Annotated in this window: 16 protein-coding genes and 4 pseudogenes; 15 read left to right on the top strand and 5 right to left on the bottom strand. The window is 60.9% G+C overall.

From position 1 onward, the window contains the following. Position 1: 1 nt before the first annotated feature. Positions 2-1,131, bottom strand: a protein-coding gene (locus CUR85_RS04135) for an IS3 family transposase (RefSeq protein ID WP_280321862.1) whose coding sequence is annotated in 2 segments (ribosomal slippage) — positions 2-888 and positions 888-1,131 — 1,131 coding nt in all. Because the reading frame shifts where the segments join, the coding sequence is not laid out codon by codon here. A 62-nt stretch (positions 1,132-1,193) separates the two neighbouring features. Here CUR85_RS04135 and CUR85_RS04130 point away from each other — a divergent pair. Beyond that, a pseudogene (locus tag CUR85_RS04130) lies at positions 1,194-1,652 on the top strand (integrase core domain-containing protein); the annotation flags it as partial. Between the two features lie 21 nt (positions 1,653-1,673). Here CUR85_RS04130 and CUR85_RS04125 read toward each other — a convergent pair. Continuing rightward, a pseudogene (locus CUR85_RS04125) lies at positions 1,674-2,356 on the bottom strand (transposase); the annotation flags it as partial. 66 nt (positions 2,357-2,422) lie between these two features. On the opposite strand from CUR85_RS04125, the pseudogene CUR85_RS04120 reads away from it, so the two are divergent. After that, a pseudogene (locus CUR85_RS04120) lies at positions 2,423-3,520 on the top strand (ABC transporter ATP-binding protein); the annotation flags it as partial. Positions 3,521-3,544: 24 nt separating this feature from the next. On the opposite strand, the gene CUR85_RS04115 reads toward CUR85_RS04120, so the two are convergent. After that, positions 3,545-3,823 (bottom strand): metal-sensitive transcriptional regulator, encoded by a 279-nt coding sequence (locus tag CUR85_RS04115; protein ID WP_067261676.1) that lies wholly within the window; start codon positions 3,821-3,823, stop codon positions 3,545-3,547. Positions 3,824-4,021: 198 nt separating this feature from the next. On the opposite strand from CUR85_RS04115, the pseudogene CUR85_RS04110 reads away from it, so the two are divergent. The 12 genes and pseudogenes from CUR85_RS04110 (at position 4,022) to CUR85_RS04060 (ending at position 12,992) form a co-directional block, all read left to right on the top strand. After that, a pseudogene (locus CUR85_RS04110) lies at positions 4,022-4,923 on the top strand (DUF305 domain-containing protein). A 254-nt stretch (positions 4,924-5,177) separates the two neighbouring features. Continuing rightward, positions 5,178-5,447: a hypothetical protein gene (locus CUR85_RS04105; RefSeq protein WP_280321859.1), complete on the top strand. Its 270-nt coding sequence runs from the start codon at positions 5,178-5,180 to the stop codon at positions 5,445-5,447. 81 nt (positions 5,448-5,528) lie between these two features. Next, entirely contained in the window at positions 5,529-5,807 is a 279-nt protein-coding gene (locus CUR85_RS04100) for a hypothetical protein (protein ID WP_136720722.1), read from the top strand. Then, entirely contained in the window at positions 5,807-7,270 is a 1,464-nt protein-coding gene (locus CUR85_RS04095) for a TolC family protein (protein WP_067261668.1), read from the top strand. Before CUR85_RS04100 ends, CUR85_RS04095 begins: the two co-directional genes overlap by 1 nt. A gap of 17 nt (positions 7,271-7,287) precedes the next feature. Next, positions 7,288-8,646, top strand: coding sequence for a multicopper oxidase family protein (locus CUR85_RS04090; protein ID WP_136720723.1), 1,359 nt, complete (start codon positions 7,288-7,290; stop codon positions 8,644-8,646). Between the two features lie 45 nt (positions 8,647-8,691). After that, on the top strand, positions 8,692-9,426 hold the full coding sequence (locus CUR85_RS04085) for a copper-binding protein (RefSeq protein WP_067261667.1): 735 nt from the start codon (positions 8,692-8,694) through the stop codon (positions 9,424-9,426). A gap of 69 nt (positions 9,427-9,495) precedes the next feature. Then, the gene (locus CUR85_RS04080; protein WP_067261666.1) at positions 9,496-10,047 is read left to right on the top strand and encodes a helix-turn-helix transcriptional regulator; all 552 of its coding nucleotides are present in this window, start codon (positions 9,496-9,498) and stop codon (positions 10,045-10,047) included. A gap of 30 nt (positions 10,048-10,077) precedes the next feature. Continuing rightward, positions 10,078-10,689: a potassium channel family protein gene (locus CUR85_RS04075; protein ID WP_082851957.1), complete on the top strand. Its 612-nt coding sequence runs from the start codon at positions 10,078-10,080 to the stop codon at positions 10,687-10,689. Between the two features lies 1 nt (position 10,690). Continuing rightward, positions 10,691-11,404 (top strand): multicopper oxidase family protein, encoded by a 714-nt coding sequence (locus CUR85_RS20055; RefSeq protein WP_343245405.1) that lies wholly within the window; start codon positions 10,691-10,693, stop codon positions 11,402-11,404. Next, entirely contained in the window at positions 11,380-11,976 is a 597-nt protein-coding gene (locus CUR85_RS20050; RefSeq protein WP_343245404.1) for a multicopper oxidase family protein, read from the top strand. Before CUR85_RS20055 ends, CUR85_RS20050 begins: the two co-directional genes overlap by 25 nt. Positions 11,977-11,986: 10 nt before the next feature. Next, a complete protein-coding gene (locus tag CUR85_RS04065; RefSeq protein ID WP_394376322.1) occupies positions 11,987-12,409 on the top strand; it encodes a c-type cytochrome in 423 nt (140 codons plus the stop codon). 7 nt (positions 12,410-12,416) lie between these two features. After that, a complete protein-coding gene (locus CUR85_RS04060; protein WP_231886282.1) occupies positions 12,417-12,992 on the top strand; it encodes an SDR family oxidoreductase in 576 nt (191 codons plus the stop codon). A gap of 98 nt (positions 12,993-13,090) precedes the next feature. On the opposite strand, the gene CUR85_RS04055 is transcribed toward CUR85_RS04060, so the two are convergent. Together CUR85_RS04055 and CUR85_RS04050 are read right to left on the bottom strand one after the other, a co-directional pair. Continuing rightward, a complete protein-coding gene (locus CUR85_RS04055; protein WP_280321847.1) occupies positions 13,091-14,107 on the bottom strand; it encodes a cation efflux transmembrane domain-containing protein in 1,017 nt (338 codons plus the stop codon). Further along, entirely contained in the window at positions 14,104-14,859 is a 756-nt protein-coding gene (locus CUR85_RS04050) for a substrate-binding periplasmic protein (RefSeq protein ID WP_280321845.1), read from the bottom strand. Before CUR85_RS04050 ends, CUR85_RS04055 begins: the two co-directional genes overlap by 4 nt. A 707-nt stretch (positions 14,860-15,566) precedes the next feature. Between CUR85_RS04050 and CUR85_RS04045 the strand changes: the two genes are divergently transcribed. Beyond that, positions 15,567-17,138: an ABC transporter substrate-binding protein gene (locus CUR85_RS04045; protein WP_067268106.1), complete on the top strand. Its 1,572-nt coding sequence runs from the start codon at positions 15,567-15,569 to the stop codon at positions 17,136-17,138. Positions 17,139-17,175: the final 37 nt, after the last annotated feature.

Genomic DNA, 17,175 nt, shown 5'->3' with positions numbered 1-17,175 from the left:
TTTAGGCCACTTTCCTTTCGAAAGCGACCGGGATTTTCCAACCCAGTGCTGAGTGCCGCCTTCGCGGATTGTAGAAGCCGTTGATGTATTGGAAGATGGCCAGCTCTGCTTCTCTTCGCGTATGCCATGGTCTCCGCCAGATCAGCTCTGCCTTGATCGTCTTGAAGAAGGTCTCGACGGCAGAGTTGTCATAACAATTGCCCTTGCCGCTCATCGATACCATGAACCCATGGTGGCGCAGAAGCTTCTGGTAGTCGTGCGAACAATATTGCGACCCACGATCGGTGTGATGGATGCAGCCCTTGGGCGGCTGCCGCAGCGCAACAGCCATTTTCAATGCCCGGATTGCCAGGTCGCGCTTCATCCGGTTGCTCACCGCCCAACCGATCACCCGGCGTGAATGCAGATCGAGGATAACCGCGAGATACAACCACCCTTCACGGGTCCACACATAGCTGATGTCACCTGCCCACTTCTGATTGGGTCCCTCCGCCTGGAAGTCACGGTTCAGCAGGTTGGGCGCAATGTTGAAGGCGTGATTACTATCCGTTGTCACCTTGTATCTCTTCGATCTCTCGACCCGTATGCCATTCTCACGCATCAATCTGCCAACCCGACGATGGCCGACATTCAAGCCCAGCTCTTTCAATTCTTCCGTCATCCTCGGTCGTCCATAGCTGCCCAAGCTTAGACGGGATTGCTCCTTGATGTGGGCCAGCACGACCATGTCAGTCCTCTGTCTTTGGCTGGCAGGGCGGTTGCGATAGGCGCGCAGGCCGCGTGAGCTGACACCCAGCACGTCACACATCCGCTTGGCGCAGAAGGCGTGACGGTGTTCTTCGATGAACCGAAACCTCATGGCTTTTGCCCCGCGAAGAACTGCGTTGCCTTTTTTAGAATCTCCCTCTCCTCCTTGAGAATGCGGTTCTCTCGCCGAAGCCGTTCATTCTCCCGGGCAAGTTCCAAGTCCTTGTCAGGCACCACATTGGTGTCACGATGCGCCGTCACCCACTTGTTCAGCGTCGATAAGCCAATATCCAAATCTGAGGCAACTTGCCTGCGTGTCAGCCCGCTTGTCAGCGCGATCCGCACCGCATCAGCGCGGAATTCGTCCGTGCGTTTCGTTCCCATAGTTCGTCTCCTTTGCTGCAATAAATGCTATCAAAGGAGCGGCATCAAACCGTGACACGTCCATTGCGCGTGAGCTGGATGCGCTGGTGCGGATCTACGGTAAACCCGGATGCATAGTCAGCGATCGAGCCATTGGAACGCCATTGGTCCGAGAGACAATGGCGAGGGGGACGGAGTTCACGAGCCGGGCCATTCTGGGGTGGGCCGATCAGAACGCAATTCCGTAGCACTATATCGACCCAGGGAAGCCGCAGCAGAACGCCTTTATCAAGTCATTAAACGGCAGCCTGCGCGACGAGCTGCTGAACGAGGAGATATTTGACACCCTGGACGACGCCCGCCGGAAGCTGGCGCTCTGGCGTTACGACTACAACACCGTCAGGCCGCACTCATCGCTCGGGAACAAAACACCGGTCGAAGCGTGCTGGACGCTTGAGCAATTTGAGTGCTCCGCGCCCGGCGCGCTTGCCAAGACCGAAACCGACGGCTACCAAAATCAAACCCGCAGACTCTCGTCATGAACGAGGGACCAGTGGGGGGCAGGTCAATTCAGATGTAAAATACCGCTTCTCATCAGTATATTTGACGGCCAGTTCGCGTGTGGTCAGCGCCTCATGTTCCAGCGCAAACTCGATCAGATCATCCCGCCGGTCCTGCGGAATACGGTTCCAGACCGACTTCGGCCGAGGCGCGCGGTCCGCCAATGCATCAAGGCCGCCTTCGACGTAGCGGTCATACCATCGGTAAAATGTCGTGCGCGGGATACCCAGCATATCAAGGGTCGTTTTTGTGGGCAGGTGTGATCCCTCAACCGTGCGAATGATCTCAAGCTTCTCGGTTGCTGGATACCTCATTCCTCGAACTCCCCAGCCCCTGTCATGCTTTTTTTGAGCAGGCGGTTCTCAAGGGTTAGATCAGCCACGCATTCTTTCAGAGCCATGGCCTCGGATCGCAGATCCTTCACCTCAGGCGATGTCGCCTGACGCGCTGTGTCGCCGGAAAGGCGACGCTTTCCAGCCTCAAGGAATTCCTTCGACCAAGTATAATACAGGCTGTCAGAGATACCCTCGCGGCGACATAACGCCGAGATGCTTTCCTCCCCGCGCAATCCGGCCAAAACAATGCGGATCTTCTCCTCCGCCGAGTAGGTCTGGCGGGTCTTGCGGCGGATCTTTTTGACCAGCTTGTCAGCTGCGTCTTTCGATGTTCCGGGCTTCTTGTTCATCTTCGCTCCTTAAAGGCTACGATGAACCAGAAACCCTCCGTTGTTTAAATCCTCAAATCTGTCCCAAAGGTGCTGACGTCAGACAGCAATGAGGGGCATGAGGAGGCGCTCTTTGCCCGCGACAATGCCGCCTATCGCGATACCAAACTGTCGGCCTATGCAATCATGGCCAAGGCCAGCGCGATCCACTACATGGGGCTGCGCTTCGTGCAGGTCGTGGTAATAGTCGCAGGGGCGGGATTTGTGCTCCAAGGATCGCTCAGCACCGGGGGCTTTGTCGGCTTTCTGTTGCTGGTCAGCGTCTTTTCCCGACCGCTGGAAAAAATTGCCGCCGTGATCGAGACTTACCCCCGCGGCATTGCGGGGTTTCAACGCTATACCGAATTGCTGGAGACCGAGCGCGACGTCGCCGACGGGCCCGAGGCGCGCGCCGTGACCATCACCCAAGGCACCGTGTGCTTCGAGGACGTCTCTTTCGCCTATGACAGCCCGCTGCCGATCCTGCATGGGATAAGCCTGACCGTGAACGCCGGAGAGACCGTCGCGTTTGTCGGCCCCTCGGGCGCGGGCAAGACCACGCTTCTGGCGCTGCTGCCGCGGTTCTACACCCCCTCGGGCGGGCGGATCACCATCGACGGCGTTGATATTGCGGATATGACGCTGGAGAGCCTGCGCTCGCAGATTGGGCTCGTGTCTCAGGATGTGTTCCTGTTCGGCTCCACCTTGCGGGAAAATATCCTCTATGGGAAATTGGATGCCACGGCGGCGGAACTTGAAGCCGCGGTTGAGAATGCCCAGTTGAGCACGCTGGTGGCCGCCTTGCCCGAAGGCTTGGAAACCATCGCAGGCGAAAGGGGCGTGATGCTGTCGGGCGGGCAAAAGCAGCGTGTCGCCATCGCCCGGGCTTTCCTGAAGAACCCGCCGGTGCTGATACTGGACGAAGCCACCTCTGCCCTCGACCGTGAGACGGAGAGGGACATTCAAGCGGCGCTCCTGCGGCTGTCACAGGGGCGCACGACCCTGATCATCGCCCATCGTTTGGAGACGGTTCAACATGCCGATCAGATCGTTGTCATGGATGCCGGGCGCAAGGTCGAGACTGGGACGCACGACAGTCTTTGCAGGCGCAACGGGCTATATTCGCGGCTGACGGGAGGGGTGTGACCGGAACGAAAAAGGGAGCGCCTGTCAGTCCCGTGCCTTTTCCAACAAAGCAACCAGCTCACGAAACTTCTGACGCTGTTCTTCCCGATCGCCAGAGAGGATCGCCTCTTCCATACAGTGGTTGGCATGATCTTCGATCACCAAGCGCTCCACGGCGCGCAGGGCCGAGCGGACGGCGGCGGTTTGCACCAGCACATCGACGCAATAGCGCCCTTCTTCGACCATCCGCGTGACGCCGCGCAATTGCCCTTCCAAGCGCGCCAGCCGCTTGAGGATCGCTGCCTTGTTTTGCTTTGCTTCCACGTTTGATGCCTCCACCTATCGGAACTAAGACGACCGTCGCCGGTTAACATACCACAGGGGGGTATCTGGGCCGCCTCACTCGCATTCTGCCGGCGCGTTACAAGGGCCCGCATTGGCTCTGGCGATCATAGCCTCCCCGGCCCTTGATTGCCACGGTGCCAAAACGCATCGCGCATGAAGTTGATAAAGGAGACACCCATGTCCTATTGGCGTTTCGCCGCAATGATCGCGACCTCGACCATCGTGATGTTTGGCCTGATGTACCTCAACACCTACGCGTTCGAACATGTCTTCTTCAGTGAAACGCGGACCTATATGGCGCTGTTGATGGGGGCCGTGATGGCGGTCATCATGCTTAGTTTCATGTTGTCGATGTATTCGAACAAAGCCATCAACATCGCCATCTATATCGGCTCCATTGTGGTTTTCGCGCTCACCCTATGGCTGGTCCGCAGCCAAGTCACCGTGGGCGACACCAGCTATATGCGCGCCATGATTCCGCACCATTCGATCGCAATCATGACCTCTGAGCGGGCTGAACTTTCCGACCCGCGTGTGCGCAAACTGGCCGATGACATCATTGCGGCACAGCGCAAGGAAATTGCCGAGATGCGCAGTCTGATCGCCGATATCGAAGAGAACGGCGATGCGGTCGACCCGGAGCTTGGCAAAGAAGAAGGCGCGGCGGAGGTCGGCACGGTGGAAGAGGCTCTGTCTTCGGCCGAGGTGGCCGCGGTCGACCCGGCGGCATTGACCGCAGAGGATGTAGACAGCTTGCTCGGCGCTGAGGCCACCTGTCAGTTCAGCCGCACCAACGAAGGCGATCCGAGCCTCGTGATGGCGGGCACCACCGGGGGCATTAAACTGTCCGGCACCTTGATCGAAATGCAATCCAATGAGACCATTGACCAAGCCGCCCTTGCCGATGGTGCGGGCTTCACCGCTGATGGCGTCGACGTAACCGTTGTCCCCTCGCCGGGGCGGAGTGGACCGATACGGACGGCGACCTGAGCCGCTCGGAAGCCGAGTTAAAATTCCACCTCGACCGTGGACTGACCGTTGGCTACCGCGGGTTCTTGGACTGCAGGAGCGAGATATAACGGGTTCAGGGGGAGGCAGGTCAAGTTGGCCGGGCCTCCCCCCCTTAGGTCCTCTGCCGTGGTAGAGGGGCCTGAGAATTTAATTGCCATCCTTCCAGCGCTGGACGCGTTGACAGACTTGGCCACATGGGACACTCCTATTTCCCATGCGTCCTTTGGCAAACATATCATACCTCTGTCGCGCCCTGCTTGGCGTGATTTTGGCCTGTGGTTTGTTGCTGCTGCCGCCCTCATCGGTACATGCCCAAAGCGGCATGCATGACAGCGCGCAAGCGCTGCATCACTCTGACGATCATGAGGCGGCAGCGCCTGCGGCGCAGCAAGACGTGGCGCAATCCGAGCATCTGGACCTGTCAGAGGAACTCGACGGCGAACCTTGCTGCGGGGGCATCTGCCTTACGGCAGCGCTCAATGCCTCGCAGAATTCCAGGATTTCCGATCTGCGGTCCGTCCAATTCACCCGCGTTTCCCGGTCCGTCGTTTCGGGCCAGCCTTCCCGCCAGTTGCGCCCGCCGCGCGTCTGAGTTGATCCCGGCCCGAAGACGGCCTTCCCATCCGCAGTGTGCTGCTGCGGGTTAGATCACCTCATTCTCAGGCAAATACCAATGAAACGACCACTGATCGCAGGGACCATGTCCCTGACCCTTGGCGCATGTGCCACGGCGCTTCCGCCCCTTCCTGACGTCACCGCCGCCTATGTTCAGCACCCCACGCCGCTGCCCAATGTCGCCGCCATGACCGCCGCCGACAATAGCGCGCGCGGCAGCGTTGCGCCGACCGCCGAGCAGCCCTTCGCGGGCTACCGGCGCCGCGGCGTTGTCGCGCCGCTCGACTGGCGGCGGCTCAATGCCGAACAGGCCCCGATGCAGGGGATGAACCACTGATGCGCTGGAAATTGAAAACCGCCGCCGTCATCACTCCGCTGATCCTGGGCGCCTGCACGACAACCGACCTGCCGGTAAGTTTCTCGGCCCGTGATGCTGGCTTTGCCACTGTCGAGGCGCGCACCTCCAAAGCCATCGGCAAGCGCACCGTATGGGCACAGTCGCAGGCCGAGACCGCGGCCACCTCCAAACAGGTGCGCGCCATGGTGCAGGGCAAAACCATCAATGCCGAAACCGCCGTGCAGGTCGCGCTTTTGAACAACAAAGGGCTTCAGGCGTCCTATGCGCAGATCGGCCTATCGGCGGCAGAGGTATGGCAACAGTCCACGCCTGAGAACCCGGTCGTGTCCATCGGTCTATTGGGCATCGGTGCGCCCGAGGTGGGACTGTATCGTGCTTTAGAAAGCATGATTGCCGTGAACCTGCTGGATGCCCGCACCCGCAAACAGCGTATCGCGGTAGCCGAGGCAGAGTTCCAGCACGCCCAGATGCAGGCGGTGAGCGATACGCTGGCTCTGGCCAATGAGACGCGGGAGGCTTGGATCAATGCCGTCGCCGCCTTCGAGACGGTCAGCTACCTGAAACGGGCCTCGGTCACCACCGATGCCTCGGCGGAACTGGCGCAGCAATTGGGCAAGACCGGCGCGCTCAACAAAGCCGCGCAGGCCCGCGAGCAGGCGTTCAATGCAGAAATGGCGGGGCGATTGGCACAGGCGCGGCTGGATGCGCAATTGGCCAAAGAGCAACTGACCCGTCTCATGGGGCTCTGGGGGCAGGACGTGGCCTATTACGTTCCCGATGCCCTGCCGCGCGTGCCGAATACGGTCAGGGGCCACGGGGGCATCGAGCGGCTGGCGCTGGCCAACCGGGTCGACCTCGAAGTCGCACGGCTGGGGCTCGCCGCCACGGCGAAAGCCTATGGCTTGACCGATGCCACCCGCACGTTGACCGATCTCGAAGTCATCGCCGGGTTGGAAATCGAGCGCGAGGAGGAGAATGGCGAAATCGAGACCAGCGCCTCCCCGCAGGTCGAGTTCGAGTTCGTCATTCCGATCTTCGACAGTGGCAAGGCACGGCTGCGCAAGGCTGAGCTAGGCTATCTTCGAGCCGCCAATGTCCTCGCGGAACGCGCGGTGAATGTGCGCTCCGAAGCGCGGGCGGCGGCCACGGCCTACCGCTCAAGCCATCAGATCGCCCGGCATTACGCGGATGTCGTGCTGCCCCTGCGCCGCACGATTGATGATGAGGCGCTGCTCAGCAACAACGGCATGATCACCAGCACCTTCGACCTACTCAACGACGCCCGCGAGAAGATCGCGAGCCAGCTTGAGGCATCCAGCGCCAAACGTGACTTCTGGCTGGCCTCGGCCGGGCTGACGGCCGCGATCTACGGCGGCGGTAGCGGCGGCGCGGGTGCCGAAGGAGAGACCCAAATCGCCGCCGGTGGCGGCGCTGGACATTGAGACAAGGAAGCAATCAGATGATGAACAGACGTCAACTGCTGGGGGCCGGCGCTGCGGGTGCAACGCTCGTGTCCTCCAAAGCTTGGGGCCAGACCCTCAACATGGGCTTGCCCGAGGCCGCTGTCATGGACAGCGCGGCGACCCAAGCCCCGACCCGCCCCACCTCGGGGCCGGATTACAACCCCGTGGTCACACTCAACGGCTGGACCCTGCCGCACCGGATGAACAACGGCGTGAAGGAGTTCCACCTCGTCGCCGAACCGGTCGAGCGGGAGCTGGCCGATGGGATGGTCGCGCGGCTCTGGGGCTACAACGGCCAATCGACCGGCCCGACCATCGAGGCGGTCGAGGGCGACCGGGTGCGCATCTATGTCACCAACCGCTTGCCCGAACATACGACGATCCATTGGCACGGGCTGATCCTGCCCTCGGGGATGGACGGCGTTGGCGGGCTCAGCCATCCCGGCATCCCGCCGGGCAAGACCTTTGTCTATGAGTTCGACCTGACCAAATCGGGCACCTTCATGTATCACCCGCACGGCGATGAGATGGTGCAGATGGCCATGGGCATGATGGGCATGTTCGTGGTCCACCCCAAAGATCCGGACTTCATGCGCGTGGATCGGGACTTCCTGATCATGCTCAATGCCTTCGACATCGACCCGGGCACCTACATCCCGAAAATCATGACAATGACGGATTTCAACCTCTGGACCTGGAACAGCCGCATCTTCCCGGACATCGACCCGCTGGTGGTCAACCGGGGCGACAGGGTGCGCGTGCGCGTCGGCAACCTGACGATGACCAACCACCCAATCCACATGCATGGCTACGACTTCAAGGTCACCTGCACCGATGGCGGCTGGGTGCCGGAATCGGCGCAATGGCCCGAGGTTTCGATCGACATCCCCGTGGGCGCCATGCGCGCCTATGAGTTCGTGGCCGACCATCTGGGTGACTGGGCGATCCACTGCCACAAGTCGCATCACACGATGAATGCGATGGGGCACGACGTGCCCACGCTCATCGGCACCAACAGCACCCAGATGACCCGGCAGGTCCGCAGGGTGCAGCCCGAATTCATGCCCATGGGCACGGCGGGCATGGCGGATATGGGCGAAATGTCGATGCCGCTGCCCGACAACACCGTGCCGATGATGGCCGGTTGGGGGCCGCATGGTCCGCTGGAGATGGGCGGCATGTTCTCGGTCGTGAAGGTGCGCGAGGGCATCGACGCGGACGATTACGAAGACCCCGGCTGGTACGAAAACCCGCCCGGCACCGAGGCGTATGAATGGACGGGCGAACTGCCTGACTTTGCGCAGAACCACAGTGCGAAAACCCAGATCACGCCGAAACCGACCTCCGAGGGCTAAGCGGCCCTCGGACTGCAACGACAACCAAAGGATACAGGAAACCACATGAACAAACTTCTTCTTTCAACCGCCCTTAGCCTTCTGATAAGCGTCCCCGCCTTTGCCGCCGGCACCCACGTCGGCGGCCACGGCGATGAAGGCCATGGCGACATGCACGAAGAAATGGCCATCGGCATGCCCGCCAAAGGCGAGGCCGTCGACCGCACCATCGACGTTATCATGCGCGAAACCGATGACGGCGAGATGATCTTCGAGCCGGCCGAGTTCGACATCCAAAAGGGCGAGACCATCCGCTTCGCCGTCACCAACAAGGGCGAGATCGAGCATGAGTTCGTCATCGACACGATGGAGGGCAACGCCAAACATAAGGAAGCCATGGCCAAGATGGACATGGAGCATGACGACCCGAACTCCGTCCGCCTCGACCCCGGTATGGAGGGTGAGGTGATCTGGACCTTCGCGAACGAAGGCGCGTTTGAATTCGCCTGCCTGATCCCCGGCCACTACGAATCCGGCATGCACGGCCCGCTTACCGTGGCGCCGTCCGATGCGGCCGCCGAGGCGCCGCTGGTCTATTCCACCGGCAAGGTCAAAAAGATCGACACCAAGGGCAAAAAAGTCACGATTATACACGGCCCGTTGGAAAACCTCGACATGCCGTCGATGACGATGGTGTTCAAAGCCGATGAAGCGCTGATCGCCAAGATGAAGGAAGGCCAGAACATCGAATTCGTAGCCGACCGTGTCAAAGGAAAGCTGACCGTCACGGCGATGAAGTAAGCGCGTCTTGCAGGGCCGGTCGTTTAGGTCGGCCCTGCATTCCACCACAACAATAAGGCATATTGAGCTATGAAAACGCGTGGAACCATCGCCCTTTGGGCCATCGCGGCGCTTCAGGCCGTCGTGGCAATCTTCTTTACCGTCTGCTTTTTGTTGGACGCCATCGGCATGGAGCCTGATTTTTTGATCTGGCAGAGCCATGAGTACCAGCAAACCGTCTTGGCCATCGGCCTGAACCTCGGCGTGGCGCTCGGCTGGATCGCGCTTCGAACCAGTTTGCAACGGGCGCGGCTTGCCGAAGAGAAGATGCGCAGATGCACCTCTGAATTTTCAATCGTGATGTCTCAGCATTTCACCGATTGGCGGCTGACCCCGGCAGAGCGGGATGTCGCCGTCTTTCTGGTCAAAGGCCTCAGCACCCGCGACATCGCGGAATTGCGCGGCACTTCCGAGGGAACGATCAAGGCGCAGACAAACGCGATCTACCGCAAGGCCGCGGTCACGGGCCGCACGCAGTTGCTGAGCACATTCATCGAGGACCTGATGGATGACGTCCTGCTTCCCGAGGACCCGCAGCGACCTGCACCAACAAAAGGTGCCAAAATTGCCGCTGTGGCATGACATGACCCTACGAAGAGAGGTGCTCCCCTCATGATCCAAGCAATGCTTTTGTCAGTCCTGGTCGTAACAATCTGCACGGCAATTCATTATTTCGTCCTCAAAAGGGTCTCCGACACGATCACCCGGCGCCGTGCGGAGGCACATGGCCAGAATTTGGGCCTCGCGGTGGGGGCGATCACGATCGCGCATGTGATCGAGGCTTTCTTCTATACGCTCTTCTTTCTCTGGGCCGTGCAGGGGCTGCAGATCGGCGTGCTGAACGCGTCCGGCCCGGCGGACAAGCCGATCACATTGATGGACTATTTCTATTTCTCGCTGGTCAACTTCACCACGCTGGGTCGCGGAGACCTGAGCCCCGCAGGGCATTTGCGTTTTCTTACCGGCATCGAAGCCTTTCACGGGTTTCTTATGATCACCGCCTCGGGAAGCTTCCTTTTGAAGGTCATGGGGGGGCCGTGCCCCCTTGTCAGAGAGGGTATGACCCGAATGGTTCGGCACAGTCCCCTGAGCCAGATTGCGCGCATCGGCGGTTCACCTCGCACCCGAGTTGGAAACGGCTTGCGCAGCCAGTACCTTTGTCTGAACCCCGGCGGCCCGCGCATCGACAGCAGCATGAATCTCAACCATCCCGATAAGGCATGACATGAACAGAAGACACTTCCTCGCCAGCGCTTCAGCCGCGATGGTCCTGCCGCGCCCAAGCTTTGCCGGCACGCCGCCTTTGACGCTCAAGGCCCAGAGCGTGACCCAACAGATCCTGCCCGAGGGCGAAGGCACCACCGCGATGCTCGGCTTCAACGGCTCGACGCCCGGCCCCGAGCTTCGGCTCAAACGCGGCGCGCAGGCTTCGATCAAGGTCGAGAATGCTTTGGAAGAGGGCACAGCGGTTCACTGGCATGGCATTCGGCTGGAGAACCGAATGGACGGTGTGCCGGTCTTGACCCAAGACTTGATCAACCCCGGCGACAGTAAAATCTACAGCTTTGTGCCGCCCGATGCGGGAACCTATTGGTATCATTCGCACTACATTTCACAAGAGCAGGTCGCTCGCGGCCTCATGGGGCCGTTGATCGTCGAAGACGACGTGCCGGTCGATGTGGATCACGACGTGACCGTGATCCTGTCGGACTGGATCCTTAACGAAGATGGCAGCCTCGTCGATGAGTTCACGGATATGCATAGCGTCGCGCATGCGGGCTATATGGGGAACTTCGCCCGCGCCTTCCTGTCGCGGGATGAGGTCCGGCAGGGCGACCGTGTGCGCCTGCGCCTGATCAATGCGGCGACCAACCGGATCTTTCCGCTGATGCTGTCCGGGGTCTCGGGGCGGTGGTGGCTTTGGACGGTATGGCGCTGAACCAGCCGCGCGACCTGTCCGACCTAGTGCTGGCCCCCGCCCAGCGGGCCGATTTGATCGTCGATATTACGGGCCCGGTCGGCTTCGACATGCAGACCGGCCAAGGGGCCTACCGTTTGGCCGATCTGAGTGTTTCTGGCGAGAATACCGACCGCAAGGCCGGACCTCTGCCCACGCTCACGGCCCCGAACCTCCCGGCGCCCGGCAGCCCCGCGCAGCATCTTAGGCTGACCATGATGGGCGGCGCGATGGGCGGGCATCACGGCGGCGCGAATATCTGGTCCTTCAACGATGTCTCGGACCTGCCGCCGGACCCTTTCGCCACCATAGAGCGCGGGGAGACCGTGCGGATCACCCTAGCGAATGACACCGCTTTCCCGCATGGCATCCATCTGCATGGCCACCATTTTTACGAAGTCGCCGCCGATGGCAGCCTTGGTGATCTGCGTGATACGACTTTGGTCGCAGCCCGCGAAAGCCGCGATGTGCTTTGTGTCTTCGACAATCCGGGCCGCTGGCTGATCCATTGCCACATGCTGAGCCACGCGATCGGGGCATGCGGACATGGGTGAAGGTCACATGATGCGATATCTTATCTTTGCCCTCCTTTGGGCGACCACAGCGCAGGCGAACCACGAACTTGAGGGGCGCGATATCAAGGCTGGTCGCAGGCTCTATGCCGAGACCTGCGCCGCCTGTCACGGGGCCGACCTGGAAGGCCAGCCCGACTGGGGCACCCCGAACGAGAACGGCATCCTGCCCGCGCCGCCCCATGACGCCACCGGCCACACCTGGCACCACGACAACACGCTGCTGTGCGAATATACCAAATTCGGAGGCCAAGCCGCTTTGGCCGCGCGCGGCATCAATGATTTTGCCAGCGGCATGCCCGCCTTCGAAGAGGTTCTGTCGGACGAGGATATCTGGGACATCCTCGCCTACATCCGATCGACTTGGCCGCCCCGCGAACAGGCTGTTCAGGCAAGCCGCAATCGGGCGCATTGAAACGCTGTTGCTGGAGGGCGATGTCGGTGAGAAAGCTTTTTGCAAAGATGCCGTAAGCCGCACGAAGGAGAGCTTTGGCAAGATTGACATTCTCGTCAATGACGCGGGCGAACAGCACGCGCAGGAAAGCCTCGAAGACATCGAAGAAGCGCAGATCGAACGCACGTTCCGCACCAATATCATCGGCATGATCCTGATGACGCAGGCGACGCTGCCGCATCTGAAAAAGGGCGCGCGGATCATCTGTGTCACTTCGATCACCGCCTATAAGGGGCAGGACCTACTGCTCGACTATGCATCGACCAAAGGGGCGATCCTGTCCTTCCTGCGGGCGATGGCGAGCAAGCTGGCGCCCAAGGGTATTTTGGTCAACGGCGTGGCCCCGGGGCCGATTTGGACGCCGCTGATCCCGGCCTCCTTCCCGGCGGATAAGGTTGAGGAATTTGGCGAAAACACCCCCCTTGGCCGCCCCGGTCAGCCGAATGAGGTGGCCCCGTCACTGCTGTTCCTCGCCTGCGAGGACTCATCTTATATGAGCGGCCAGGTGCTGCATCCGAACGGCGGCACGTTGGTCGGCGCATAAGCCAGATGAATGTTGCCCCGCGTGCGATGGCGCGGGGCAAAGTCGATGCGGGGGCGTGTCTGTAGGTCAGCTTTAAATCTGACGCGATCCGCCCCCGGTCACCCCACCGGACGCCGCCGAGCGCCAGAACGCAACGGCAGAGTGCCGTCATCCGCGCCTTCAATCGTGACCGACCCTGCAATCTTAGTTCGCGGCATGATCGAGATGTCGTGAATGCGCCAATGCAGGTCGAGCAATTCGGCCTCCGCCGCTTCGACCCTCTCGGGCGTAGCGCCGTTTTCATGCGCCACGACATAGATCGTGCCGGTCAGAAAACGCCCTTCTTCGCGCAGGCGCAGGCGGCTTTCGCGGACCCACGGCAGCGCGTTGAAAGTATTCTGCACCTCTCCGATCAGCGGGTCGAAATCCTTATCTTCAATCGTGCGCGGCATCTCATCGCTGAGGTCCCGGATCGCCGCGCCGGTGTGTTTGAAACCGTCATGCAGCACGTCCAAGGCGATCACGATGGCCGCGACCGCGTCGGCCCACCACCAGCCCATCCCGATCCCGAGGATGCCCACGATCCCGGCAAGCCCTGTCATCCAATCCGCCTTGTTCATCATGGCATCGGCATAAAGCGTCTTGTCATGGAGCATCTTGGCGGGTTTCATTTTTAAATGGCCGAAAATGACCGGCATCACGACGCTATAGGCCAGCGCCGCGATCATCACCCAGCCGAACCAAATGGTGGTGCCGAAAAACTCGACACTGCCGATGGTGGGGTGCTCCTGTTTGATGAGCGCGATGGAAGAGTCGACGATAAGAAAGATCCCGACCCCGCCGAGCGACACGGCGCCGATCAGATAAGCGATTGATGTGACACGGATATAGCCCAGTGGGAAACGGCGGTTGGGCTTCCATCCCTCGATCCATGAGCCAACGAGAAAGGCGATGGGCGGCACAAAGCTGAGCAGGTCTTCGATCCATGCGGTTTTCATCGCTTGGCTGCTGCCCACTGCAAAATAGATTGCCGCCACGATCGACCCTAAGACCGCGATCCAGATGACCTCAAGCCAGCGCGCGCGGTGCAGCGCTTTTTTCTGCGCTTCGGGCATGGTGCGGATGGAGCGGGTCATGGGGCAGATGCGCGCAGACGCGCCCCGATGGTTCCGGCCTCATCTCGAAGGAAGCCTTCGATCTCCATCAGCCAAGCGTTTTCGCCCTGCTGCACGGCAAAGACATGCTGTGCCCGCTGTAGCGTGGTTTCGGTGGCGGTAAGGTCTTTCTCCTCAAGTTTCCAGTGCGGGAGAGCGGCGAGGTTGAGGCCTTCCGCCCAATGATCCACCGGAATGCCACCTTCCTTTTCAACCAGCGCGGCAAGAGGCAGGTGGGGCGGTACGAAAACGCGTTGGCCTTCGATGTCATCGGCCAAGGCGTCTGGCCCCCGGCTGCCGATGACGAAGGACTCCTCGAAATAGGCGTAGCTCGGCGCGGCCCCTTTTACCGGGGTCACGTCCTTGCGGGTGAAACCCCCAATGGCAAGGTCGATGTCACCCTTCTCCACCCCCTCCAACGCCGCGAAGGCGCCGAGGTGTTTCCACTCGATGGCCACCCCCAAGGCTTCGGCGAAGGCGCGGGTCAGGTCGGCTTCGACCCCCTGTGGCGGTTGGCCGTCTGCCAGCACGACCCATGGCGGGTTTTCCGATACCGCCACGGTCATTTTCTGCTCGGAAAGAACGGTTTCGAGGGTTTCTTCCACATCCCGAGGGAACCGCAGGTCGTCGCAAGCGGCGAGCAGGCTCAGGGCAGCGAGGGGGATTAAAATTTTCAAACCAATTGGATTGTCCACGCCTTTGGCACCATGCGGCGTAGCTTTGCGGGGCGTCATCACATTATTCCTTTGAGCCGGATCGCAGGGGGATAACCGGCGGTTACCCGAAAGGTTTCTGTAACGGTCAACCTCACCCCCGCGGCCCGCTCGGTTAATTTTCGTCGGAGGCGTGGATTGGGGGCGCATCCTTGGAGCGCCTGTTTCTGCACCCGGGCGCGGCGCGAAGCCCGCGCATTTCGGAGGCTATGCCGTCGGCGGGCGCAGGGTGACCATCGACCGCCCGCGCGACGAACCTTACAGTCACTGGCATTTGCGAGGCTGTCGACACTGCCTGGGGTGCGCAGACGACCAAAGCCAAAGGAATTTTGCGGCGGCTTTATGCGCCGACCAACCAAAGGTTTTCAGGGCACGCAGCAGGGGGTGGCGGCTGAGCTGCCCCACCCGCCACCCCTCAACATCTTGATCTTCCCGTAAAACATCACTAGCCGTAACGTAACTTCGCGACAGGCGACCGGGGTATCTATACCCCGGTGTCGGAACCGGCTATGCCTATGGCCAAGATCGTTGCGGCGGGCGAAATGCCGCGACGGATCGCAGCGCAGAGGGGCGCGCGCCATCCTTTGGCCGCGTGTTTCGACAGCGCCTGCGGCTGGGCAAAGCGCCCATGCCAGTGCGAGTGCGGCGGCCAATGACGCGGCACCGCTGCAAGACGCCGAGCGCTTTGTCAGAGCGTTCGAGCAAGAAAACAAACAAAGGGGGATACAATGACCAATTTCACAAACCGTCAAACCGGCCCGAGCCGTCGCAGCTTTCTAGCCGGGACCGCCGCCGCCGTGGGGGCAGGGCTGATCCTGCCACGCGGAGCGCGGGCACAGGCGCAACCCAAGAAGGGCGGCACCCTGCGGGTGGGCTTTACCCAAGGCTCCACTTCCGACAGCCTTGATCCTGCGACCTTCAACAATGACTTCATGTTCGCCAGCGGCTATGCGGTCTTCAACACATTGACCGAAATCGCCCCCGATGGCACCGCCCAGCCCGACCTTGCCGAGAGCTTTGAGGCCAGCAGCGATGCGGCCACATGGACCTTCCGCCTGCGCGACAATGCGCAATTCTCGGACGGCAAGACGGCCACGGCGAATGACGTGATCGCTTCGATCCGTCACCACATGGGGCCCGAGTCCAAATCCGGTATCAAACCGCTGCTTGAGCAGATCACCGATATCCGCGCCGATGGCGATAAGGTCGTGATCTTTGAACTGGCCGCGGGCAACGCGGACTTCCCGTTCATCTTCAATGATTACCACCTCGGCATTCGCCAAGACACGGGCGATGGCACGATTGACCCCAACAGCCGCATCGGCACCGGCGGCTATGTGATCGATGTCTTCGAGCCGGGCGTGCGGGTCGAACTCTCGCGCCGCGATGACTACTGGAAAGAAGGCCGCGCGCATTTCGACAAGGTCGTGATCCTGAAAGTCGGCGACCCGGCGGCCCGGATGAACGCGCTGATGACCGGTGAGGTCGACCTGATCGACCGGCCCGACCTCAAAACCATCAACCTTCTGGGCCGCGCGCCCAACGTGAAGATCCACACCCAAGACGGCACGCTGCATTACATCATGCCGATGCAGACCAACACGGCGCCCTTCGATGATCTGAACGTGCGGATGGCGCTGAAATACGGCATCAACCGCGAAGACATGATCGAAAAGGTTCTGCGTGGCTATGGCACCGTGGGCAACGACCAACCAATCTCGCGCTCCATGCCCTATTACAACGACGATCTGGAGCAGATCACCTATGATCCGGAGCGGGCGAAGTACCATCTGAAACAGGCGGGGCTGGAAAGCCTCGACGTGACGCTCTCGACCTCGGATGCAGCGTTCAACGGGGCGGTGGATGCCTCTGTGCTCTTTGCCGAAAGCGCGCGGCCTGCTGGCTTGAACATCGAAGTGAAGCGCGAGCCGGATGACGGCTATTGGTCGAACGTCTGGCTGCAAAAGCCCTTCTGCTGTTCCTATTGGGGTGGCCGTCCGACGCCTGACCTCATGTTCTCGACCGGCTATGCCGCCGATGCGGAGTGGAACGAGACCAAATGGGACAACGAGCGCTTCAATGAGCTGCTGTTGCAGGCCCGGCCTGAGCTGGACCAGACCCGCCGCGCCGAGATGTACGGCGAGATGCAGAAGATCGTGAAAGAGCAGGGCGGCGCGCTGATCCCGGCCTTTGGTCAATATGTCTCGGCCATGAGCGAAAGCGTTCAGATGCCCGAGGAAGTGTCCGAGATGTGGGATCTCGACAGCCAGCGCTTCATCGAACGCTGGTGGATGTCCTAAGCCACAGCTTCACGCGGGCGGCCCCCAAGGGCCGTCC

This window comes from Sulfitobacter faviae, assembly GCF_029870955.1.
GTDB classification, from domain to species: Bacteria; Pseudomonadota; Alphaproteobacteria; order Rhodobacterales; family Rhodobacteraceae; genus Sulfitobacter; species Sulfitobacter faviae.
This window is presented reverse-complemented; position numbering and strand designations above follow the sequence as displayed.